Source organism: Stenotrophomonas sp. STEN046 (assembly GCF_056759755.1).
Genome location: NZ_JBRRDR010000031.1, coordinates 33,359 through 54,614, shown reverse-complemented (window position 1 = coordinate 54,614; position 21,256 = coordinate 33,359). Strand labels below are relative to the sequence as shown.

The window sequence follows — 21,256 nt, the reverse complement described above, 5'->3', positions numbered from 1 at the left end:
CACGGGGTGTCCGGCGGGGTGGTGGGGTGTGGCTCGGCCCCCGGGGGCCCGCCCCCGCGCGTGGGGGGGCCCCCCCGGGTGGGGGGGGGGGGGCCGGGGGCCCCCCCCCGGGGGGGGGGGCCCACGGCGCGGAGCGGCGCCGGTTCCGCACATCGGCACCTCGTACGGACCAACGGTCCGCACCCACCCGCAACCTTCAGCGCAGGTAGTCGGACTGCGCCATCGCCTCACCGAGAAAATCCAGGAACGAGCTGATCCGCGCCGATACCGCGGTGTTGCGGTAGTACACCGCGTGGATCGGCTGGTACACATCCAGCGTCTGCGCAGCCAGCACCGGCACCAGGGCACCGGCCGCGCGGTCGCGGTCGGTCACGAAGTCGGACAGGCAGGTGATGCCCACGCCCTCCACCGCCAGCCGGCGCAGTGTCTCGCCGCTGGATACGGCAATATCCGGGCGCACCAGCAACTGGCCTTCGGCATCACCCGGCACGGGCCAACGGTTCAGCGATTCGGGCTCGTTGAACCCCAGCAGCGTGTGCTGGCCCAGCGCGGCCACGCTGGCCGGCTCACCCTGCGCGGCGAGATAGGCCGGGCTGGCCACCAGCTGCAGGCGGCAGCGCCCCAGCGAGCGCGCATGCAGGGTCGAGTCGGCCAGCGGGCCGATGCGGATGGCCAGATCGGTGCGGCGTTCCAGCAGGTCGATGTAGCGCTCGGAACTGTTCAGTTCCAGCTGCACTTCCGGGTAGCGCGCCCGGTACCCGGCCACCAGCGGCGCGATCACGTGCAGCACGAAGGGCATCGCGGCATCCACGCGCAGGCGCCCGGCCGGACGCTCACGGCGTGCGGCCATCTGTTCCTCGGCCGATTCCACCGCATCGATGATTGCCCGTGCATGGCGCAGATAGGCCTCGCCCTCGGCGGTCAGGTGCAGGCGCCGGGTGGTGCGGGTCAGCAGGGTCGTGCCGAGCTTCTCCTCCAGCCGCCCCAGTGCCCGGCTGACGCCCGACGGGGTCTGCCCCAGCTGCTCGGCAGCGGCGCTGATCGAACCGCTGTCGATCACCGCCAGGAAGGCCTGCATTTCATCGAGTGTGGTCTTCATGGCGCCATTATTGACCAACAGGCAAGAGTGATTGGCGTGAAGACCTGTTTTTCAGCAAAGGTTGGCCGCGCACACTGCGCGCCTTCTCCCCGTCTGGACACTGTCATGACCCGTGGCATTCCCCTCGCCCTGCTGGCGTTGACGCTCGGCGCCTTCGCCATCGGCACCACCGAGTTCGTCATCGTCGGCCTGATCCCGACCATTGCCGCCGACCTGCACGTCAGCCTGCCCTCGGCCGGGCTGCTGGTCTCGCTATATGCACTGGGCGTGGCCATCGGCGCACCGGTGCTCACCGCACTGACCGGCCGGGTGCCGCGCAAGCGCCTGCTGGTGGCGCTGATGGTGCTGTTCACCCTGGGCAACGTGATCGCCTGGATGGCCCCGGGTTACACCTCGCTGATCGTGGCCCGCATCCTCACCGGCCTGGCCCACGGTGTGTTCTTCTCCATCGGCTCGATCATCGCCACGGCGGTGGTACCAAAGGAAAAAGCCGCCAGTGCCATCGCCATCATGTTCACCGGCCTCACCGTGGCGCTGGTGACCGGCGTGCCGCTGGGCACCTTCATCGGCCAGCATCTGGGTTGGCGCGCAACTTTCCTGGCGGTGGCCGCGCTGGGCGTGGTGGCCCTGATCGGCGCGCTGCTGTTCGTGCCGCGCAACGTACCGCAGAGCGCGCCGGCCAGTTTCCGCCAGCAGCTTGGCGTGCTGGCACAGCCGCGCCTGCTGCTGGTCTATGCGATGACCGCGCTGGGCTACGGCGGCACCTTCCTGGCCTTCACCTACCTGGCGCCGATCCTGCAGGACGTCACCGGCTTCTCGGCCAACGCAGTCAGCCTGGTGCTGCTGGTGTACGGCGTGTCGGTGGCCATCGGCAACCTGTGGGGTGGCCGCATGGCTGACCGCATGGGTCCGGTTCCCGCCTTGAAGCGCATCTTCGCGCTGCTGGCGGCCGTGCTGTTCGTGCTCACCTTCACCGCCCACAACACCTGGCTGATGCTGCTGACCGTGCTGGCGCTGGGTGCAGTGGCCTTCGGCAACGTGCCCGGCCTGCAGGTCTATGTGGTCAAGCAGGCACAGCGTTATGCACCACAGGCCACCGATGTGGCATCGGGGCTGAACATCGCGGCCTTCAACATCGGCATCGCGCTGGGTGCATCGCTGGGCGGGCTGGTGGTCGAACACATCGGCCTGATGCACACGCCGTGGCTGGGTGCGCTGGTGGTGGTGGGCGCCTATGCGCTGACCGTGCTGAGCGGCCGCCTGGACCGCCGCGATGGCATCGATGACCGCGCCGATGGCATCGCCGTGGCCGCCCATTGACCACCTGTGCAATGCACCGTTGCCGGCACGCATACACCCCCTGACCTACCCTTCCCGTTCACTCCTTTCCCCCCGTTGGAGCATTCCATGACTGTCCCCGCCTTTGGCCTTGGCACCTTCCGTCTGAAAGACCAGACCGTGATCGACTCGGTGCGCAACGCACTGGACGTTGGTTATCGCGCTGTCGACACCGCGCAGATCTACGGCAATGAAGCCGAAGTCGGCCAGGCCATCGCCGAGTCCGGCGTGCCGCGTGACGAGATCTATCTGACCACCAAGGTGTGGATCAGCGAATTCAAGCGCGATGCGCTGCTGGCCAGCCTGCGTACCAGCCTGGAAAAGCTGCGCACCGATCATGTGGACCTGGCGCTGATCCACTGGCCTTCGCCCAATGACAAGGTGGACGTGCCGATGGAGGAATACCTGCCGGCGCTGGCCGAAGCCAAGGCGCAGGGCCTGACGAAGGAGATCGGCATCTCCAACTTCACCATCGCCCAGACCCGCAAGGCGATCGAGATCCTCGGTGCCGATGCGATTGCCACCAACCAGGTCGAGATCCACCCGTACCTGCAGAACCGCCTGCTGGTGAAGTTCCTGCAGGACAACGGCATCCACATCACCGCCTACATGAGCCTGGCCTACGGTGAAGTGCTGAAGGACCCGGTGATCCAGGCCATCGCCGGCCGCCACCAGGCCACCCCGGCGCAGGTTGCACTGGCCTGGGCACTGCAGCAGGGCTTCTCGGTCATTCCCTCCTCGACCAAGCGCGAGAACCTGGCGGCCAACCTGGAAGCGGCAGCACTGCGCCTGACCGAGGACGACATGGCGCAGATCGCCAAGCTCGACCGCGGCCATCGCCTGGCCAATCCGGAAGGGATCGCACCGGCCTGGGATTGATCCCAGCGTCGGGCACGGGCAGGCTCTGGTAGATGCCGACCTTGGTCGGCGCTTACCTCTGGTCGATCGATGAAGCACCGTGCCGACCAAGGTCGGCACCTACCGCAAGCGTGGGTTCAGCCCTCGCCCTGCAGCAACCACCCACGCATCGCCGCACTCACCTCTTCCGGCTTTTCCATCGGCGCCAGATGGCCGCAGTCGGGCACCACCACCAGCTGCGACTGCGGTACCAACGCGTGCATTTCCTCGCTGATCGCCAGCGGGGTGATGCGGTCGTTCGCACCACAGACGATCAGCAGCGGATCGCGGTAGCTGGCCAATACGTCGTGGCCATCAAGGCGCTCCAGCGCGCTCTGGCGCAGGAATACTTCCGCGCCCAATCGCGCAGTCATGTCGCGCACGCGCTGCACCAGCACGTAGTCGTCCAGCCGCGAGGCGTCGATGTAGCTGCGCATCAACGCATCGCCAAAACCATGGAATTTTCCCGGCAGGCGCACGCTGGCGCGCTGGCTGCGGCGCTGTTCGGCACGTTCCGGGGAGTCGGCATGGATCGAGGTATCGATCAGGGCCAGCTGCATCACGCGCTCGGGCACGGTGCGCAGGATCTGCTGGGCAACGAAGCCACCCAGCGAGAAACCGGCCAGCGCGAAACGTGGGGGCGCCTGCGCCAGCACGTCCTCGACCACCACCTGCAGGGTCTCGCCCCGGGTCTGGTCACCGACGATGCAGTGGGCGATATCGGCCAGGTCGGCCAGCTGCGCGCGCCAGAGTTCGGCATCGTTGAGCAGGCCGGGCAGAAGGAGCAGAGGAATACGGTCGGTCATGCTCCTATTGTCGCGCTAGGATGCAGCCCTCCACTACCCCCGGATCCACGGAAGCGACCATGGCAGATCCCTACAACAGCGGCAGCCCCGCCACCTCCCTTGTGCGCCTGGAAGATTCGATGGTCACCACCGCCTTCGAACTGCCTGGCTACCGCATCGCGCGCAACCTTGGGGTAGTGCGCGGTATCACCGTGCGCTCGCGTTCGATCGTCGGCAACTTCCTGGGCGGCCTCCAGACCATCTTCGGCGGCAACATCACCATCTATACCCAACTGTGCGAGCAGGCGCGCGAGGAAACCTACCGCGACATGGTCAAGCACGCGCGGCAGTTGGGCGCCAACGCCATCATCGGCATGCGCTATGACGCCACCGATGTGATGACCGGGTTGACCGAGGTGCTGTGCTATGGGACGGCGGTAGTGGTGGAGCCGTTGCGCTGACACGGCGGCCAGGCCTGGCATCAGGAGCTGCCGAGCGTAGGCTCGGCGCTACAACGGTGTCGCCGGTACCTCGACCTGCTGCACCGGCAGGGTCACCACCATTACCGTGGGGTCGTCGGGGTCCAGCTTGGTCTTGAAGCCCAGGCTCTGGCACATCGCCAGCATGGTGCTGTTCTCGCGCAGCACCTGGCCTTCCACCACGTCCAGGCCCAGCCACTTGGCGTACTCGATCATGATCGCCATCAGGCGCCAGCCGATGCCGTGGCCCTTCAGGTCCGAACGGATCAGGATGCCGTACTCACCGCGGTGATAGTCCGCATCGGCGTGCAGCCGGACCGCACCCAGCATCTCGCCGGTGCGCGGTTCAATGGCCACCAATGCGATCGAGCGCGCGTAGTCCAGCTGGGTCAGCCGGGCGATGAACTCGTGGCTGAAGTGCTTCACCGACTGGAAAAACCGCAGGCGCAGGTCATCGTCGCTGACCCGTGCGAAGAACGCACGGAACAGGGCGTCATCCTCCGGCCGCACCGGGCGCACGAACGCGCGACCACCGTCGGACAGCTCGATGGTGCGCTCCCATTCCTTCGGATACGGAAACACCGAGAACCGCGGATGGCCACGGCCCTTGTGCAGGATCCGCGACGGTGCGACTGCCACGCGCGCATCAAGCGCCAGGATGCCCTTGCTGTCCACCAGCAGCGGATTGATGTCCAGTGTGCGCACTTCGGGGATGTCCGCGGCCAGCTGGGCCAGCTTGACCAGCGCCAGCGCAAGCGCTCGCTCGTCGGCAGCCGGCACATCGCCGTAGGCCTTGAGGATGCGTGATGCCCGGGTCTGGCCGATCAGTTCGTGGGCCAGGCGCAGGTCCAGTGGCGGCAGCGCCAGTGCCTTGTCGTTGATCACTTCCACGGCGGTGCCGCCTCGACCGACCACGATCACCGGGCCGAACGTTGCATCGTCGGCGATGCCCACGATGATCTCGCGTGCCTTCGGGCGCACGATGGTGGGCTGTACCAGCAGGCCGTGGATACGGGCATCGGGACGCAGTTGCCGCGCGCGGGCCAGGATCGATCTCGCCGCGCTCTGCACCGCCGGCAGCGTCGCAAGATTCAGCCGCACGCCATCCACTTCGGATTTGTGCGGGATATCCGGAGACAGGATCTTCAATGCAACCGTCGCGCCGCGCTCCAGCAGCGGCTGGGCCAGATCCATCGCTTCATGGGCATCGCGCGCATGCATCACCGGCGCCGAGGCAATGCCGTACGCCTTCAGCAGATCGTGGGTCGCCAGCGGATCGAGCCAGGCCTGGCCATTGGCGAGTGCGGCCTCGACCAGCGCGCGCGCGCGTGCGGTATCCACGCTGAAATCCTGCGGCAGGCTGGGCGGTGTTTCCATCAACGCGTTCTGCGCTTCGCGGTAACGCACCAGATGCTGGAAGCCACGCACGGCCTCCGCTTCTGTCGGGTAGGTCGGCACGCGCGCAGCATTGAGGGTCGCGGTGGCCTGGTCGTCGTTGCCCAGCCACACCGCGAACACCGGCTTGTCGCGGTGATGACGCGGGCGCAGGCCCAGCGTACGGGTCAGCGCCTGCGCCGCGTCGGCCGAGGAGGTGAACGCAGTGGGCACGTTGACCACCATCACCGCATCGTTCTCGGTATCGGCCAACAACGCCTCGATGGCGGCCGCATAACGGTCACCATCGGCGTCGACCACGATGTCGACCGGGTTGCTGCGTGACCAGCCCTGCGGCAGCACCGCATCCAGCTTTTCGACGGTGCTGTCGGACAGCTGCGCCAGCGTGCCGCGCAGCGCGACCAGCTGGTCCACGGCCAGGCGACCGACGCCGCCGCCGTTGCTGAGAATGGCCAGTCGACGCCCAGGGAACGTCCCCAGCCGGCCCAGCGATTCGGCTGCGGTGAACAGTTCGTCCAGCGCGCTTACGCGCAGCAGGCCGGCGCGGTTGAAGGCGGCACCGTAGACATCATCGGCGCGCGCCAGTGCCTGCACGTGGGTATCGGCGCTGCCCGGCTGCAGCCGCTCGGCGCGTCCGGACTTGACCACCACCACCGGTTTGGCACGCGCGGCGGCACGCGCGGCCGACATGAACTTGCGGGCATCCTTGATCTGTTCGACGTAGAGCAGGATCGCGCGGGTGCGGTAGTCGGTAGCGAAATAATCAAGCAGATCGCCAAAATCCACGTCCATGGTGTCGCCCAGCGAGACCACGGCGGAGAACCCGACCGAGCGCGCCACGCCCCATTCCACCAGTGCGGCGGCAATGGCCGAGGATTCGGAGATCAACGCCAGATCGCCGGCCTGCGGGAAGTGCGCGGCAATGCTGGCATTGAGCCGTGCGTGCGGGGCGATCACGCCCAGGCAGTGCGGCCCGAGGATGCGCAGGCCATGCGCGCGCGCCGCCGCCTCCACCTGTGCCCAGGCCGAGCCCGGGCCTTCGCCCAGATGCGCGGTGAGGATGATCGCCGCCTGCACGCCACGTTCGGCAGCGGTGCGCACCACCTGCGGCACGATGGACGCCGGCGCGGTGATCACCACCAGCTCCGGCACCCAGTCCAGATCCTTCAAGCGCTTCACCGTGCGGATGCCGTCGATCTCGGCATGCCGTGGGTTGATCCATGCCACCTTGCCGGGGAAGCCGGTGCCGCGCAGATTGCGCATCACAGCACGGCCGGCCGAACGCTCGCGCGGGCTGCCGCCGATCACGGCAACCGACTGCGGACGGAATACGGACTGCAGGTGATAGGTGCTCATGCGCCTACGGTACACGGACCTGCGCGGTGGCGGCATGATCGTGCGCAGGAACCTGGCATCGCGTCCACGCATGGCGTGGATCTACTACGGCTGCCAGGACCAGCAGGTCCACGCCATGCGTGGATGACGCCCCTGTTACAGCAGGGTGCCGTGCAGGATCATCGCGGCGATGCTGAAATAGATCACCAGGCCGGTCACGTCCACCAGGGTGGCGACGAACGGGGCCGAGGCGCTGGCCGGATCGAACCCCAGCCGCTTGAGGATGAAGGGCAGCATCGAACCGGACAGCGAACCGAAGGTGACGATGCCCACCAGCGCGGCGCCGATGGTGATCGCCAGCAGGATCCAGTGCTCGCCGTAATCATGCAGGCCGCCCAGCTGCCAGACCACGATGCGGACGATCGCCAGGCAGCCGAGGATGGCGCCGAGCACCATGCCGGTGGGCACTTCGCGCAGGGCGACTTTCCACCAGTCGCGCAGGCGCAGCTCGCGCAGGGCCAGGCTGCGGATCAGCAGCGAGGTTGCCTGCGAACCGGAGTTGCCGCCCGAGCTCATGATCAACGGAATGAACAGGGTCAACACCACCGCGCGCGCCAGTTCATCCTCGTAGTGCTGCATCGCGCTGGCGGTCAGCATCTCGCCCACGAACAGCACGCTCAGCCAGCCGGCGCGCTTGCGCAGCATCTCGAAAAAGCCGATCTGCATGTACGGCTTGTCCAGCGCTTCCATGCCGCCGAACTTGTGCGCGTCTTCGGTGGATTCTTCAATCAGCGCATCCAGGATGTCATCGACAGTGACGATGCCGAGCATGTGCTGCTGTGCATCCACCACCGGAATGGCCAGCAGGTCGTGGCGGCGGATCAACCGTGCCACCTCTTCCTGGTCCATCTGTGCATCGACCATCACCGGCGGATTGACCTGGGCCACGTCCAGGATCGATTCCTCCGGCAGCCCGGTGATCAACCGGCGCATGGTCACCACCTGCTGCAGCTGCTGGCTGCCCGCATCGAGCACGTAGATCGCATACACGGTCTCGCGGGTGCGCTCGACCTGGCGGATATGCTGCAGGGTCTGGGCCACGGTCCAGGTGGCGGGCACGGCGACGAACTCGGTGGTCATCAGCGCGCCGGCGGTATTGGGCGCGTAGCTCAACAGCTTCTGGATGGTCTGGCGGGCGTCATTGCCCAGCAGCGGGATCAGGCGCGCGCGCTCGTCTTCATCCAGCTCGTGGACGATGTCGGTGGCACGGTCGTCGGCCATCAGCCCAAGCAGCGCCGCGGCCCGGGCAGGCGGCAGCGCGGCCACCAGTTCGCCACTGCGGTGCAGTTCCGGCGCTTCCAGCATTTTCACCGCGCGCGGCAACGACAGCGCGGCCAGCGTCTCGGCGGCGCGCTGCAGCTCCAGCGTATTGAGGAATTCCACCGCGTCGGCGGTGTTGTAGTCCGCCAGCGGTGCCGACAATGCTGCGGCATCGGCGACCGGACGCAGCAACTGCTTCTGGTTCATGGTGATTCGCCTTCGTGGGGTGCGACCTCGCGCAACGCCAACGCAGGCAAACCGTCCCGGTGTCAGGCGGCGGCCATCGCTGGCGTCGACCGAGGTCGACTTCTACTGTCGCTGGACATGGGTTGGGGACTCCGGAAGGGTGTACTGGCGGACACGCCGGCAGCGGCGGGCAGTCTGGACCTGCCTGCTGGGCAGGTCAACCCGCCGCCGGCGTGACCGGGCAGTGGCCGTGCTGCCGTTCTCGTGCGTACACGGCCGCGCGCGCATAATGCCCGGGTGGCAACCGCTGCATCTCCTCCCGCCGAACGGACGCACAGCCGGCCTCCCCGATGACCAGGTATTCCCATGCATAGCGGTGGTCTGGAACTGGCGCTGGTCCTGCTGCTGGCCGCGGTGATCGCGGTACCGGTCTTCAAGAAGTTCGGCTTTGGCGCGGTGCTGGGCTATCTCGCCGCCGGTGTTGTGCTGGGCCCGGACGGGCTGGGCTTCGTGCAGGATGCCGACCGCATCCTGGGTGCGGCCGAGATCGGCGTGGTGATGCTGCTGTTCGTGATCGGGCTGGAGCTGTCCCCTGCGCGCCTGAAGGTGATGCGGCGCTCGGTGTTCGGCGCCGGCGCGGCACAGGTGGCGTTGTCCGGGCTGGTGCTGGGCGGCCTTTTGCTGCTCGATCACTTCCAGTGGAAGAGTGCGCTGGTGGTGGGTGTGGCACTGGCACTGTCGTCCACCGCGGTGGGGCTGCAGCTGCTGTCCGAGCACAAGGCGATCAACAGTGACCATGGCCGCTTGGGCTTTGCGATCCTGCTGTTCCAGGACCTGATCGCGATTCCGCTGCTGGCGGCCATTCCGCTGCTGGGCGGGGTGAAGAACGAAACGCTGCGCTGGGAAGATGCCGCCGTCGCACTGGGCGCGCTGGCCGTGGTGATCCTGTGCGGGCGACCGGTGCTGCGCAAGGTGTTCGGCATCATCGCCCGCACCCGCAGCCCGGAAGTGTTCACCGCCACCGCACTGCTGGTGGTACTGGGCACTGCCTGGTTCATGCAGGAAGCCGGCCTGAGCCCCAGCCTGGGCGCGTTCCTGGCCGGCGTGCTGTTGTCCGATTCGGAGTTCCGGCACGAACTGGAAGCGCAGATCGAGCCCTTCAAGGGCCTGCTGCTGGGCCTGTTCTTCATTGCCGTGGGCATGGGCATCGACCTGGACCGCATCGCCGCCGAGCCGTGGATGATCGCGGCCGGCGTGGCGATCCTGCTGGTGGTGAAGTTCAGCCTGCTTTACCTCATCGGCCGCTTGGCCAGACTCAGTTCGCGGCAGTCGCTGCTGCTGGGCAGCGTGCTGTGGCTGGGCGGCGAATTCGCTTTCGTGGTGTTCAACGAAGCACAGCGCGCCCACCTGCTGGGCAATGCCAATCATGACCGGCTGGTGGCCATCGTCGGCCTGTCGATGGCGATCACCCCGCTGCTGATGATCGCGCTGCTCAAGTTGCTCGGGCAGGAAAAGGCTGCGCCACGCGAGGCCGCCGCGGCCGACAAGGTGGCGCCGGACAACCGTCCGAAGGTGCTGATTGCCGGGATGGGCCGTTTCGGCCAGGTGATCGCACGCCTGCTGACCGCGCAGAAGGTGCCCTTCGTGGCGCTGGAAGCGAACCCGGACACGGTGGCCGACCTGCGCCGCTTCGGCAACCAGCTGTACTACGGCGATCCGACCCGGCCGGAGATGCTGCGCGCGGCCGGTGGCGAACACATCGATGTGTTCGTGATCACCGTGGATGACCCGGAAACCAACCTGCGCGCGGTACGCATGGTGCGCCGGCTGTACCCGGACGCAACGGTGCTGGCACGCGCGCGCAACCGCCAGCACGCCTGGCGGTTGATGGACATGTCCGCCGAACCGTTCCGCGAGGTGTTCGGCACCAGCCTGGAAATGAGCGGGCGCGTGCTGACCGCGCTGGGTGTGGCGCCGAACGTGGCCGAGCGCCATGTGCAGCAGTTCCGCGAACACGACGAGAAGCTGCTGCGCGACCAGTACCTGGTGTACGACGACGAGGCCGCAGTGATCCAGACCTCGCGCGATGCGCGCAACGATCTGATGCACCTGTTCGAGGCCGACGCGGAAAGCGACGAGAAGTAGATCCACGCCATGCGTGGATGATCGTGTGCGGCACCAGAAGCATCCACGCATGGCGTGGATCTACTGAAACGGCCAGCACTACCCGTTGTCGCGCAGGAACCGCGCCATCGAGGAAACCCCCGGTACGCGCGGTTCGAATTCGGCGGCAACGTCGATGAAGCCACGCATCACCGCGATCTCGCGCGGGCTGCGGTTCAGTCCATCGCGGGCTTCCGGATCGGCACCGGCACGCAGCAGGCGCTGCACCAGCAGCGGCAGCCCGTGCAGGGCAGCCAGATGCAGCGGGCCGAATCCGCGCGGATCGCGCACGTCCAGGCTCACATCCTCATCAAGCAGGCGCTCGACCGCCGCCATCACCACCTGTTCGTCGCAGGCGGTGCCCGGTTCGGCACGCGCACCCAGCGCCAGCAACAACGGTGTGACCGCACCGGCGGCGGCCTGATCCGGTTCGGCACCGGCCAGCAGCAGGGTGTCGAGCAGGGCCAGCAGACGCGAACGGTCGCGTGCGCTGAAGCCGTACAACGCGGCACAGTGCAACGGAGCCAGCTGCTGGGCATCACCGGCGCGCACATCCGCACCGGCGGTGAGCAGGCGCGCGACGATGTCCGGCAGGCCGAGCGCCGAGGCCAGCATCAACACGGTGACACCGCCCGGCAGGCGATGTTCGAGCTGTGCACCGGCATCGAGCAGGGCCGAGACGATTTCGACCTGGCGCATGCTGACCGCCGCCGACAACGGCGTGGCACCACTGGCGGCGGCATGCTGCGGGTCAGCGCCGCGTGCCAGCAGCAGGTCGACCACCGCCAGGTGGCCACCGCCGGCCGCACGCAGCAGCGCGGTGCAGCCCTGCGCATCGACGGCGTCGATGGCAAAGCCCAGATCATTCAAGCGGCGCACCGCATCCACGTCACCGGCCATCGCGGCGGCCGGCAGATCGCCTTCGCGCAGCGTGCGGCGCGGCAACGGCCAGACCCGCCAGTCCAACCAGTCGGCCAGGTCGCGGCGACCAATCGACAACGCCACGCCCAGCGGCGTCTGCCCATCGGCAGCGCGTGCTTCGGGCGACGCGCCGTGCTGTACCAGCAGCTTCAGCGCGCTTTCGCGTGCCAGTGCGGTGGCCAGGTGCAGCGCGGTCATGCCATGGCTGTCGCGTGCTTCGCGGTCCACGCCGGTGTTGAGCAGTGCCTGCTGCAGGCGCAGCCAGCCCAGGCGCACCGCCAGCGACAGGGGCGGATCGCCGGCCGGCGAAGCGGCAAACGGATCGGCACCGCGTTCCAGCAGCTCCAGCGCCAGCTGTTCCAGGCCGCGGGCGGCCTGATCGTGCTGCGCGCAGGCCGCGAGGAAACGCGACAGGCCACCGCGCCCGGCCGGCGACAGGCCGTGCTGCAGCATCACCTGCAAGGCCGGCACGGCATCGATGCCGCGCGACAGCAGTGCGAACATCGGGGTATCGGCACAGGCATCGCGCACATACGGATCGGCGCCGTGGGCCAGCAGCCAGTCGACCGCGCGCGGCTCCAGTGCCAGTTCCGGGTCGAGCAGCAACCCGCCCAGTTCGTCCGGCTGGCACAGCCTGGCCAGTGCGGCCATGCCATCGGTATTGCCGAACCCAAGCGCTTCGCGCAGCAGGGTCAACGGCGGACGATCCGGCAGCAGGCCGCTGGCACTGGCTGTTTCTCCACGCTCGGCCAAGCCATCGCTGACAGCGGCGGGCAGCGGATAGGAAGGATCCAGCAGCGCCACGATTGCCCAGCGACCGGCTTCGGCGGCGTAGTCCACCGCGCGACGGCCGGCCGGGTCGGTGCCATCGGCGGCGATGCCCAGTTCCAGCAGGCGCTTGATCAGCAGCGGCGAAACGTCTTCGGCCATCGTCGCCAGCAGCACCGCGTTGCGGCCATCGGCATCGACCGCAACCAGGTCCGGCTTGTGCGGCAGCAGGTGCTCGACCACGGCGGCGCGACCGGCGCGCGCCGCTTCCAGCCACGGCGTGCGGCCCAGCGCATCGCGGGCCTCCAGGTTGGCACCGGCATTGAGCAGCACGCCAATGATGTCCACGTGGCCGGCCAGGGCCGCTTCGTGCAGCGCACTGCGGCGCTGGCGGTCGCGGGCGTCGGCGCGCGCCTTGTGCTTGAGCAGCAGCTGCACGCCGGCCGGATCATCGTCTTCGGTGGCGGCCGCGGCCAGCAGCACCGGGGTGCCATCGGCCGGCTCGCTGCGCGCACCGCGCTCCAGCAGGAAGCGGGCCAGGCGCCAATTGCCGACCTGGCAGGCCACGGCCAACGGCGACCAGCCATCGCGGTTCAGTGCATCCACTTCGGCGGCGGCATCGCGCAGCAGCGCGGCCACGCCGGGGTCGGAACTGCGCGCGGCGTGATGCAGGGGCGTGTTGCCGTCACTGTCGCTGGCGCGCGAATCGGCGCCGTTGGCGAGCAGGGTCATCACCGCTTCCGGGCGCCCATGCCAGCTGTCGCGGGTGGCCGCCAGCAGCGGTGTCATGCCCCGGTGCGGTGCGTTCACGTCAACGCCGCGCCCGATCAGCTCACGCAGCAGGCGCAGATCGGGCAGCACGGCGGCAAGTACGGCCAGGCTGCGCTGGTCGCGCCAGTTCGGGTCAGGCAATGAATACGGGTCGGCACCGGCCTGCAGCAACTGCAGTGCGCGGTCGATGCGGCCGTGGCGCGCAGCTTCGTACAGGGCCGGGGTCAGCTCCTGCGGTGCCAGTGCTTCCAGCGGCGTGGTGTCCACGGCAGCGGCAAACAGGGCCTCGCGATCAACCGGTTGCCCGCTGCCAACGGTGGCGTGCGGCGAAACCAGCGGTGCCGGTGCGATGCGCTGCAGCAGCAGGTGCAGCACCGGCGACAGCAGCAGCACGGCCAATGCGGAGGGCCAACGCGCGCTTTCCGGCAACAGGCCGGGCCAGGCCGGCAGCACCACCAGCGCTGCCAGGGCAATCACCAGCCCCGCCACGCCCAGTCCGCGCCAGGCACTCAGGTCACGCCCGGCCAGGGCCTGCCAATGCTGCAGCAGGCCACCGTCGAGGCGCTCGACATCGTTCCACAGCGGCCAGGTACGCCAGGCCGCAAGCAGGCCGGCACTGACCAGCACGCTCAGGCCCAGCACGGCGGCCAGGCTGCCACTGTCGCGCAGCGCGGCCAGTGGCCAGGCCAACAGCAGGGCCAGCAGCAACGGTGCTGCGGTCCACAGCGCGACCAGCGCCGGCACGTCCTGCCGGGCCACCGCCTGCGGCGGCAACAGCGCGCGGCTGCGCCGCCACCAGGACACGCCCAGCGCGAACGCCGGTTGTGCCAGTGCGGCCAGTACCGCGCCGGGCAGGCCGCCCAGCGCAGATCCCAGCGCCAGCACGGCGCCCAGGCTGAAGGCGATCGACAGGGCGCGGGAGCGGGAAAGCTCAGTCATAGTGGCGCAGCATCATGCTGCTCACCGATGGCGGCACCTGCAGGTAGAACCCACGCTCGCTCAGTTCGCTGCGCACCTTGGCCGGGTCGGCCTGGGCCAGCCGGCGCTGTGCGTCCAGCGTCACCTCCAGAACGAACACGAGCGAACCCAGCGACGCCGACAGCGGCGCAGGCAATGCGCTGAAGTCGTCGCGTCGGGCGAGATAGACGTAGGTGTCCGGCTTGAGTTGGCTTTTATAGACGTAGGCGTGCATGTCCACGGGACGATAACCCGGGAAGAGCCGTGATTGTGTCGGAAAGCCGACACCGGGGAAAGCCGTCACGCGACGATGGCGGCGTGATCGACGGCGTTTCCCCGGTGAGGTTCAGCAATGTGGCGGCGCCGTTCAGCCAACGCCACGACCTCAGTTGGCGGCAACCTCTTCGGTCATCAATGGATCCAGCGTGGGCTGTTCCAGCCAGCGCGCGACGTCGCCGCCCAGCGCCTCGGCAACCAGCTTCAGCGTGGTGCAGGCGCGGAAGGTGAAGGGCCGGCTGGTGGTGCGCTTGAAGCTGAAGTTGCCGACGACGCGGCCGTCTTCCTTCAGTTCGCCGTAGATGCGTCCCCATTTCGGGCCGGAAATCGCGCCGCCGCCAGCGGCATGCGCCTTGGTCACCACGATGTCCAGGCGCCTGCTTTCGCTGCCATCCAGCGGCGCGGCCACCACCCTGCCGGCGGCGTGACGCACGATGCTGTCGCTGAGATAGCTGCCGAACCGGCACTCTTTGCGGATCAGCTCGCCGCCCACGTCGGTGCGGTAGGGAATATCGGCGGCGACCCGGATCGGTGCGTCGGCGGCGTGGGCCTGCAGTGCGGGCACGCACGCAAAAGCCGCTGCCAAGGCAGCGGCGGTCATCACTTTCATGCTGTTCCCCCTGTGGAACGTTGCCCCGGCACCCCGTGCCGGGGACAGCGATGGCTTACTTGACCTTGGCGTAGGTGCCCTTCAGCGCCACACCGGCGACAAAGGTGCCGGCCCAGCACTCGTAGTTGGTGGCGCTCTTGAATTCGTTCTTCTTGTAATAGCTGACGATGTCGACCACGGCGTTGGCACCGCGCGACTTGGCGCCATCCTGCAGTGCCAGCAGCGCCGACAGTGCCACCCAGCTGCAGGCCTCGGTGTCGGACTTGTTGGCGGCGTTGGTCTTCTTGTTGGTCACATCCTCGCCCAGGCGCTGCTGCACGCTGACCGGCTGGCCGGCCAGATAGAAGCGTACGCTGCCGTCGATGCCGGCATCCTTGGCGGCCTGCGAGTTGATCAGGTCACGCAGGGACTGCTCGACGCGGGTATCGCGCGCCGAAGCGGTGGAAGTCAGGGCCAGCAGCGCGGTGGCAGTGGCGATCAGCAGGGTGCGGCGCATCGGAACGTCTCCTTGTTCGGGTGCGGGTACGGCGGGGATCAAGCGCTCCAGCGGCGGAACACCAGCGAGGTGTTGATGCCGCCAAAGGCGAAATTGTTGCTCATCACGTATTCGGCCTGCAGTTCACGGCCGCTGCCGGTGATGAAATCGAGCTGGCCGCAGCGCGGGTCCACCTCGACCAGGTTCAGGGTCGGTGCGAACCAGCCGGCACGCATCATCTCGATGCTCATCCAGGCTTCGAACGCACCGCAGCCGCCCAGCATGTGGCCGACGTAGCTTTTCAGCGAACTGATCGGCACGCCGTTGCCGAACACCTGCGCGGTGGCCTGCGTTTCGGCGATGTCACCATGGTCGGTGGCGGTGCCGTGGGCATTCACATAGTCGATCTGCGCAGGCTCCAGGCCGGCATCTTCCAACGCCAGGCGCATGGCCTGGGCCATGGTGCCGGCGCTGGGCTGGGTGACGTGCTGGCCATCGCTGTTGGTGCCATAGCCGACGATCTCGGCCAGGATCGTCGCGCCGCGCGCCTGCGCATGCTCCAGGTCTTCCAGGATCAGCGTACAGGCGCCTTCGCCCAGCACCAGGCCATCCCGCCCGGCATCGAACGGGCGCGGGGTGGTGTGCGGCGCATCGTTGCGCGTGCTGGTGGCAAACAGGGTGTCGAACACGGCTGCGGCGGTGGCATCGAGCTGCTCGGCGCCACCGGCCACCATCACCGTCTGCTTGCCGCTGCGGATCGCCTCGTAGCCCGCGCCCACGCCCTGGCTGCCGGAGGTGCAGGCGCTGGAGGTGGTGTACACGCGGCCGGACAAGCCGAAGAACACGCCGATGTTGACCGGCGCGGTGTGGCTCATCATCTTCAGGTAGGTGGTGGCGCTGATGCCGTCGGTGGTGAATTCATGCAGCATGCGGCCGAATTCACCGGTGGCCTCGTGGCTGCCCGACGAGGAACCATAGGCCACGCCCGCGCGGCCGCTGCGCAACACCGGGTGTTCGAACAGGCCAGCCTCGCGCAGCGCGATCTCGGTGGCGCGCACCGACATGATCGCCACCTTGCCCATCGAGCGGGTGGTCTTGCGGTTGTAGTTCGGCGGCAGTTCGTAGTCCTGCACCGGTGCGGCCAGCTTGGTGTTCAGGCCAGCATAGACATCCCATTCGGGCATCGCGCGCACGGCATTGCGGCAGCTGCGCAGGTGCGCCTGGATGGTCGGCCAGTCGTGGCCGAGCGGACTGATGGCGGCGGCACCGGTAACCACCACGCGACGATCGGCGGCCATCAGATCATGCCTCCGTTGACCGAGATCACCTGGCGGGTGATGTACCCGGCCGGCTCGGACAGCAGGAATGCCACCGTGGCAGCCACTTCCTCGGGACGGCCGACACGGCCGGCGGGAATCAGCTTCAGTGCGTGCTCCACCACTTCTTCGTTGAGCATGTCGGTCTCGATCAGGCCCGGGGCCACGCAGTTGACGGTGATCTGGCGGCTGGCCAGTTCCAGCGCCAGCGCCTTGCTGGCACCGATGATGCCGGCCTTGGCCGCACTGTAATTGACCTGGCCGCGGTTGCCAGCCACGCCGGAGACCGAGGACAGGGTGACGATACGGCCCGGCTTGCGCCGCCGCACCATCGGCATGATCAACGGGTGCAGCACGTTGTAGAAGCCGTCCAGGTTGGTGTGGATCACCTGGTCCCAGTCGTCCTCGGACAATGCCGGAAACGCACCATCGCGGGCGATGCCGGCGTTGCAGACCACGCCGAAGTACGCGCCATGCGCTTCCACATCCGCTTCCAGCGCGGCACGCGCAGCGGCGCGGTCGGCCACGTCGAAGGCCAGCACACGGGCCTGCTGGCCCAGCGACTGGATCTCGTCAACCACCGCCTGTGCCTCCTGCACGCGGCTGCGGCAATGCACCACCACGTCGAAGCCATCACGCGCGATACGCAGCGCAATGGCCCGGCCGATGCCCCGGCTCGCACCGGTCACCAGCACGCTTGGATTCCCTGTCATGCCTGTCCACTCTCCAGATAGGCCATCGAGTCGGCCGGTTCGAACACCGACACGTTGGCAACCGCCCATTCTTCGCCGCCTGCCAGGATGCGGCAGGCGAACATACCCAATCCATTGTCGCCCAACAGCTCGCAGCGCGCCTGTACCTGCAGGCGGGTGCCGCTGGGGAAGCTGCTGCGCGCGCTGGTGTAGCGCCGGCTGCCGAGCAGGAAGCCCAGCTGCGGCGGATTGCCGGCGCTGCGCGCACGGCAGCCGGCCCAGGCGGCAATCGCCTGGGCCATGTATTCGATGCCGACCCAGGCCGGGACCGCGCCGTCCTCGATGAACAGGCCTGCGGCGGGAACCACCAGCTCGGCCTCGATGCTGTCCTGGTCCCAGCGCAGGATGCGCTCCAGCAGGCACATGTCCTGGCGGTGCGGCACCACCTCTTCGATGGCATACAGCGGCATGTTCATCGGCGCTCCAGTGCCAGCACGGCATTGCTGCCACCGAAGGCGAACGAATTGCTCAGCACGCGCCGCGGCGGCTGCGCCAGGAAGGTGGCCGGAGCCACCAGCGGCAGCACCGGCAATGCCGGATCGGCCACGCCGTCCCACCAGTGCGGCGGCAGCTGCTGCCGTGGGTTCTCGGCCAGCAGGATCCAGCACAGCGCCGCCTCGATCGCGCCGGACGCGCCCAGCGTGTGGCCGGTCAGCGGCTTGGTCGAACTGGCCGCAACGGAGGTTCCCAGCACCTGCGCCACCGCCAGGCTCTCCATGGCATCGTTGTGACCCGTGGCGGTGCCATGCAGGTTCACGTAGTCCACTTCCGCCGGTGCCCAGCCAGCACGTTGCAGTGCCTGTTGCAGCGCATCGATGGCACCCAGTCCCTGCGGGTCCGGCGCCGACATGTGGTGCGCGTCGGCCGATTCGCCCCACCCGGCCAGGGTGATGGCACCGACGTCACGGGTCAGCAGGAACAGCGCGGCACCCTCGCCTATATTGATGCCGCAGCGATGCTGCGAGAACGGATTGCAGCGTTGTGCAGAGACCGACTCGAGCGCACTGAAGCCTGCAACGGTGAATCGGCACAGCGAGTCGGCGCCACCGGCGATGACCGCATCGACGACCCCCGAGCGCAGCAGGCGCGCGGCCGACATCAGTGCCTTGGCGCTGGACGAGCAGGCCGTGGACAACGTCCATGCCGGGCCCAGCGCACCGCTGCGCTCGCGCACGAACTGCGCGGCGGTGCCCATTTCCTGCTGCGCGTAATCGAAACCGTCGGGCCAATGGCCATGCTCGGCGCGGGTGCGCAGCGCCTGTTCGGATTCGCCGATGCCCGAGGTGCTGGTACCCAGCACGACGGCCACGCGTTCGGCGCCGTAGCGGCCGATGGCATCGGCCACGGCCGGGCCGATCTGTGCCAGTGCCACATCCAGCAGCGCGTTGTTGCGGCCGCGCAGGGCGACCGGCAGCTCTTCGAGCGTCGGCAGCGGGCTGTGTACTTCGCCCAGCGCCAGGGTGCGGCCAGGCAACAGGCTGTCGTTGTCGCTGAGTCCGCCCGGGACGTCGGCAAACAGCGCGGCGGCGACTGCGGCTCGGCCCTCACCCAAGGCGCAGACCACGCCAAGATCGTTCAGGAAAATCGGTGCGCTCTTCATTCCTGCCCGGCCATGTCGATCGATTCAATGCGCAGGGTGTAGCCCTCGGCGCGGTTGTCCAGCTGCACGCTGCCATCGTCCAGGCGCTGCAGCTGCAGCCAGACCGTGCCATCGCGCGACAGGTTGCGCAGGTGGCCATCATCGCTCACCTGCCAGCCGGCCGGCAGCGCGGCGGCAATGGCGGTGGTCGGCCACAGCGCGAACTGCAGGTCATCGAGCACGCGTTCGGCGCGTACCTGCGGCGGCAGCCAAGGCGCACGCTGCTGGGTCAGCTGCTGGCCGTCCCACTGCAGGCGCACGCCGGTCTGGCCCATGGCCTGCACGGCCAGCTGCACCTGCTGCGCATCGGCTTCCAGCAGCGCATCCAGGTCACGCGCGTGGCTGCCAAAGCGGAAATGCAGCTGCTGCTGCAGCGCCAGTGGCGCCGGCAGGCTGGCCGGCGACAGGCGCAGCGGCGGCAGTTCAACCAGCGGCCGCGGCATGCGGCTGGCACAGGCGGCCAGCAGCATGCACAGCAGCACGGCGGTGATGCGGAAGATCATGCGCTGCACAGCTGCTCCAGCACGCGCATGCGCCGACCGGTCTCGTCGGCTACGTACGGGTTGTTGGTATCCCAGGCATAGCCGGCCAGGATGGAACTGATCATGTCGCGCACTGCAGGCTGCTGGTCAGGGTGATAGATGATCTTCTGGAAGCCACCTTCGTACCAGCTTTCCACGAAGCGACGGAAGGTCTTCACCCCGGCACGCAACGGGATGGAGAACTCGGCTTCCCAATCGACGGTTTCCCCGGCATAGCGGCGCGCCAGGCACTCGCTGGCCAGCTGGGCCGACTTGAAGGCGATGGTGACGCCGGAAGAGAACACCGGGTCGAGGAACTCACCGGCGTTGCCCAGCAGCGCATAGCCCGGGCCCCACAGTGAACTGACGTTGGCCGAGTAACCGGTGATGCGACGCACCGGCAGTACCGCCCATTCGGCATTGGCCAGCAGCGAGGTCAGGTTCGGATCCTCGCCGACGATGGCCTGCAGCTTCTGCAGGTCGTCGCCCTCGTAGCGTTCGAAGAACGACGGTTCGGCCACCACGCCCAGCGAGCAGCAGCCGTTGGAGAACGGGATCGTCCAGTACCAGACGTCGATGTGCTCGGGATGGGTGGTGATCAGGATCTTGTTGCGGTCGAAGTCTGCTTCGGCCGGGATGTTGTCGCGCACGTGGCAGAAGATCGCACCGCGCACCGGGAAATTGGACGGCGTTTCCAGGTTCAGCAGGCGCGGCAGCAGGCGTGCGAAACCCGATGCGTCGAGGATGAAGTCGGCTTCGATGCGGTACTCGCTGCCATCGGGGCGGCGCACGGTCACGGCCGGCTGTTCGCCCGGCTCGACGGCCAGCACTTCATCACCGAAGCGCAGCGTGGTGCCCATGCGCTCGGCACCCCGCGCCAGCACGTTGTCGAAGTCGGCGCGCTGCACCTGGTAGGTGGTACCCCAACCCGGCGAGAACTTCCTGCGGAAATCGAATGCGGTACGCGCTTCACCGTGCACGAAGGCCGCGCCGTTCTTGTGCTGGAACCCGGCCTCGACCACGTCCTGCAACAGGCCGGCCGCCTCGATGTACTCCATACTCTGCGGCAGCAGGCTCTCGCCGATGGAAAAGCGCGGGAACTGCTGGCGCTCCAGCATCAGTACCTGGCGGCCCTGCTGGCGCAGCATCGCCGCGGCCACCGAGCCGGCCGGGCCAGCGCCGATGATCAGGATTTCAGTTCGTTCGACAGCGTCCACAGCAGTATTCATCGGTGCGTCCTTGTTGCTCGATCA

The 21,256-nt window shown here is 68.0% G+C and carries 19 protein-coding genes; 5 read left to right on the top strand and 14 right to left on the bottom strand.

The window, feature by feature from the left end; translation table 11 throughout:
* Positions 1 to 196: 196 nt before the first annotated feature.
* Positions 197 to 1,099 (bottom strand): LysR substrate-binding domain-containing protein, encoded by a 903-nt coding sequence (locus ACVOLJ_RS14625; protein WP_475280755.1) that lies wholly within the window; start codon positions 1,097 to 1,099, stop codon positions 197 to 199.
* A 105-nt stretch (positions 1,100 to 1,204) separates the two neighbouring features.
* Here ACVOLJ_RS14625 and ACVOLJ_RS14620 point away from each other — a divergent pair, with 105 nt between their 5' ends.
* Complete coding sequence (locus ACVOLJ_RS14620) at positions 1,205 to 2,419, top strand: MFS transporter (RefSeq protein WP_475280754.1); 1,215 nt, start codon at positions 1,205 to 1,207, stop codon at positions 2,417 to 2,419.
* 87 nt (positions 2,420 to 2,506) lie between these two features.
* Positions 2,507 to 3,316, top strand: a complete 810-nt coding sequence (dkgB, locus tag ACVOLJ_RS14615) for a 2,5-didehydrogluconate reductase DkgB (RefSeq protein ID WP_475280753.1) — start codon at positions 2,507 to 2,509, stop codon at positions 3,314 to 3,316.
* A 116-nt stretch (positions 3,317 to 3,432) separates the two neighbouring features.
* Here the strand turns inward: dkgB and ACVOLJ_RS14610 are convergent, their stop codons facing one another.
* A complete protein-coding gene (locus tag ACVOLJ_RS14610) occupies positions 3,433 to 4,140 on the bottom strand; it encodes an alpha/beta fold hydrolase (RefSeq protein ID WP_481564439.1) in 708 nt (235 codons plus the stop codon).
* A 59-nt stretch (positions 4,141 to 4,199) separates the two neighbouring features.
* Here ACVOLJ_RS14610 and ACVOLJ_RS14605 point away from each other — a divergent pair, with 59 nt between their 5' ends.
* Positions 4,200 to 4,580, top strand: coding sequence for a YbjQ family protein (locus tag ACVOLJ_RS14605; RefSeq protein ID WP_481564438.1), 381 nt, complete (start codon positions 4,200 to 4,202; stop codon positions 4,578 to 4,580).
* A 48-nt stretch (positions 4,581 to 4,628) separates the two neighbouring features.
* On the opposite strand, the gene ACVOLJ_RS14600 is transcribed toward ACVOLJ_RS14605, so the two are convergent.
* On the bottom strand, positions 4,629 to 7,349 hold the full coding sequence (locus ACVOLJ_RS14600; RefSeq protein ID WP_475280750.1) for a bifunctional acetate--CoA ligase family protein/GNAT family N-acetyltransferase: 2,721 nt from the start codon (positions 7,347 to 7,349) through the stop codon (positions 4,629 to 4,631).
* On the opposite strand from ACVOLJ_RS14600, the gene ACVOLJ_RS14595 reads away from it, so the two are divergent.
* Positions 7,348 to 7,476, top strand: coding sequence for a hypothetical protein (locus ACVOLJ_RS14595; protein ID WP_475280749.1), 129 nt, complete (start codon positions 7,348 to 7,350; stop codon positions 7,474 to 7,476). The two genes, ACVOLJ_RS14600 and ACVOLJ_RS14595, sit on opposite strands and share 2 nt — an antisense overlap.
* An 8-nt stretch (positions 7,477 to 7,484) precedes the next feature.
* On the opposite strand, the gene mgtE is transcribed toward ACVOLJ_RS14595, so the two are convergent.
* Positions 7,485 to 8,855: a magnesium transporter gene (gene mgtE / locus ACVOLJ_RS14590; protein ID WP_475280748.1), complete on the bottom strand. Its 1,371-nt coding sequence runs from the start codon at positions 8,853 to 8,855 to the stop codon at positions 7,485 to 7,487.
* A gap of 345 nt (positions 8,856 to 9,200) precedes the next feature.
* On the opposite strand from mgtE, the gene ACVOLJ_RS14585 reads away from it, so the two are divergent.
* Complete coding sequence (locus ACVOLJ_RS14585; protein WP_481564437.1) at positions 9,201 to 10,979, top strand: monovalent cation:proton antiporter-2 (CPA2) family protein; 1,779 nt, start codon at positions 9,201 to 9,203, stop codon at positions 10,977 to 10,979.
* A 78-nt stretch (positions 10,980 to 11,057) separates the two neighbouring features.
* On the opposite strand, the gene ACVOLJ_RS14580 is transcribed toward ACVOLJ_RS14585, so the two are convergent.
* The 10 genes from ACVOLJ_RS14580 to ACVOLJ_RS14535 all read right to left on the bottom strand — a co-directional run bounded on the left by ACVOLJ_RS14580 (position 11,058) and on the right by ACVOLJ_RS14535 (position 21,232).
* Positions 11,058 to 14,396, bottom strand: a complete 3,339-nt coding sequence (locus ACVOLJ_RS14580; RefSeq protein WP_475280746.1) for an ankyrin repeat domain-containing protein — start codon at positions 14,394 to 14,396, stop codon at positions 11,058 to 11,060.
* Positions 14,389 to 14,649: a YcgL domain-containing protein gene (locus ACVOLJ_RS14575; protein ID WP_475280745.1), complete on the bottom strand. Its 261-nt coding sequence runs from the start codon at positions 14,647 to 14,649 to the stop codon at positions 14,389 to 14,391. Before ACVOLJ_RS14575 ends, ACVOLJ_RS14580 begins: the two co-directional genes overlap by 8 nt.
* Positions 14,650 to 14,799: 150 nt before the next feature.
* A complete protein-coding gene (locus tag ACVOLJ_RS14570) occupies positions 14,800 to 15,300 on the bottom strand; it encodes a hypothetical protein (RefSeq protein WP_475280744.1) in 501 nt (166 codons plus the stop codon).
* Positions 15,301 to 15,355: 55 nt separating this feature from the next.
* Positions 15,356 to 15,796: an excinuclease ATPase subunit gene (locus ACVOLJ_RS14565; RefSeq protein WP_475280743.1), complete on the bottom strand. Its 441-nt coding sequence runs from the start codon at positions 15,794 to 15,796 to the stop codon at positions 15,356 to 15,358.
* A gap of 38 nt (positions 15,797 to 15,834) precedes the next feature.
* Positions 15,835 to 17,073 (bottom strand): beta-ketoacyl-ACP synthase, encoded by a 1,239-nt coding sequence (locus ACVOLJ_RS14560; RefSeq protein WP_475280742.1) that lies wholly within the window; start codon positions 17,071 to 17,073, stop codon positions 15,835 to 15,837.
* Positions 17,073 to 17,804, bottom strand: a complete 732-nt coding sequence (locus tag ACVOLJ_RS14555) for a 3-ketoacyl-ACP reductase FabG2 (protein ID WP_475280741.1) — start codon at positions 17,802 to 17,804, stop codon at positions 17,073 to 17,075. Before ACVOLJ_RS14555 ends, ACVOLJ_RS14560 begins: the two co-directional genes overlap by 1 nt.
* Positions 17,801 to 18,259 (bottom strand): hotdog family protein, encoded by a 459-nt coding sequence (locus ACVOLJ_RS14550; RefSeq protein ID WP_475280740.1) that lies wholly within the window; start codon positions 18,257 to 18,259, stop codon positions 17,801 to 17,803. The genes ACVOLJ_RS14555 and ACVOLJ_RS14550 overlap by 4 nt, the downstream gene beginning before the upstream one ends.
* Positions 18,256 to 19,443 carry a beta-ketoacyl-[acyl-carrier-protein] synthase family protein gene (locus ACVOLJ_RS14545; RefSeq protein ID WP_475280739.1) on the bottom strand — a complete coding sequence of 396 codons (1,188 nt, stop codon included), beginning with the start codon at positions 19,441 to 19,443 and terminating at the stop codon, positions 18,256 to 18,258. The genes ACVOLJ_RS14550 and ACVOLJ_RS14545 overlap by 4 nt, the downstream gene beginning before the upstream one ends.
* Complete coding sequence (locus ACVOLJ_RS14540) at positions 19,440 to 19,994, bottom strand: DUF3261 domain-containing protein (RefSeq protein WP_475280738.1); 555 nt, start codon at positions 19,992 to 19,994, stop codon at positions 19,440 to 19,442. Before ACVOLJ_RS14540 ends, ACVOLJ_RS14545 begins: the two co-directional genes overlap by 4 nt.
* Positions 19,982 to 21,232 (bottom strand): NAD(P)/FAD-dependent oxidoreductase, encoded by a 1,251-nt coding sequence (locus tag ACVOLJ_RS14535; protein WP_475280737.1) that lies wholly within the window; start codon positions 21,230 to 21,232, stop codon positions 19,982 to 19,984. Before ACVOLJ_RS14535 ends, ACVOLJ_RS14540 begins: the two co-directional genes overlap by 13 nt.
* Between the last annotated feature and the right edge of the window lie 24 nt (positions 21,233 to 21,256).

Excerpts from the sequence above, each read along its gene's own strand:
- ACVOLJ_RS14560 (WP_475280742.1), bottom strand. The coding sequence starts at position 17,073 with ATGGCCGCCGATCGTCGCGTGGTGGTTACCGGTGCCGCCGCCATCAGT.
- ACVOLJ_RS14575 (WP_475280745.1), bottom strand. The coding sequence starts at position 14,649 with ATGCACGCCTACGTCTATAAAAGCCAACTCAAGCCGGACACCTACGTC.
- dkgB (WP_475280753.1), top strand. The coding sequence starts at position 2,507 with ATGACTGTCCCCGCCTTTGGCCTTGGCACCTTCCGTCTGAAAGACCAG.
- ACVOLJ_RS14545 (WP_475280739.1), bottom strand. The coding sequence starts at position 19,443 with ATGAAGAGCGCACCGATTTTCCTGAACGATCTTGGCGTGGTCTGCGCC.
- ACVOLJ_RS14550 (WP_475280740.1), bottom strand. The coding sequence starts at position 18,259 with ATGAACATGCCGCTGTATGCCATCGAAGAGGTGGTGCCGCACCGCCAG.
- ACVOLJ_RS14610 (WP_481564439.1), bottom strand. The coding sequence starts at position 4,140 with ATGACCGACCGTATTCCTCTGCTCCTTCTGCCCGGCCTGCTCAACGAT.
- ACVOLJ_RS14555 (WP_475280741.1), bottom strand. The coding sequence starts at position 17,804 with ATGACAGGGAATCCAAGCGTGCTGGTGACCGGTGCGAGCCGGGGCATC.
- mgtE (WP_475280748.1), bottom strand. The coding sequence starts at position 8,855 with ATGAACCAGAAGCAGTTGCTGCGTCCGGTCGCCGATGCCGCAGCATTG.
- ACVOLJ_RS14580 (WP_475280746.1), bottom strand. The coding sequence starts at position 14,396 with ATGACTGAGCTTTCCCGCTCCCGCGCCCTGTCGATCGCCTTCAGCCTG.
- ACVOLJ_RS14605 (WP_481564438.1), top strand. The coding sequence starts at position 4,200 with ATGGCAGATCCCTACAACAGCGGCAGCCCCGCCACCTCCCTTGTGCGC.
- ACVOLJ_RS14620 (WP_475280754.1), top strand. The coding sequence starts at position 1,205 with ATGACCCGTGGCATTCCCCTCGCCCTGCTGGCGTTGACGCTCGGCGCC.
- ACVOLJ_RS14535 (WP_475280737.1), bottom strand. The coding sequence starts at position 21,232 with ATGAATACTGCTGTGGACGCTGTCGAACGAACTGAAATCCTGATCATC.
- ACVOLJ_RS14585 (WP_481564437.1), top strand. The coding sequence starts at position 9,201 with ATGCATAGCGGTGGTCTGGAACTGGCGCTGGTCCTGCTGCTGGCCGCG.
- ACVOLJ_RS14595 (WP_475280749.1), top strand. The coding sequence starts at position 7,348 with ATGCGCCTACGGTACACGGACCTGCGCGGTGGCGGCATGATCGTGCGC.
- ACVOLJ_RS14570 (WP_475280744.1), bottom strand. The coding sequence starts at position 15,300 with ATGAAAGTGATGACCGCCGCTGCCTTGGCAGCGGCTTTTGCGTGCGTG.
- ACVOLJ_RS14625 (WP_475280755.1), bottom strand. The coding sequence starts at position 1,099 with ATGAAGACCACACTCGATGAAATGCAGGCCTTCCTGGCGGTGATCGAC.
- ACVOLJ_RS14565 (WP_475280743.1), bottom strand. The coding sequence starts at position 15,796 with ATGCGCCGCACCCTGCTGATCGCCACTGCCACCGCGCTGCTGGCCCTG.
- ACVOLJ_RS14600 (WP_475280750.1), bottom strand. The coding sequence starts at position 7,349 with ATGAGCACCTATCACCTGCAGTCCGTATTCCGTCCGCAGTCGGTTGCC.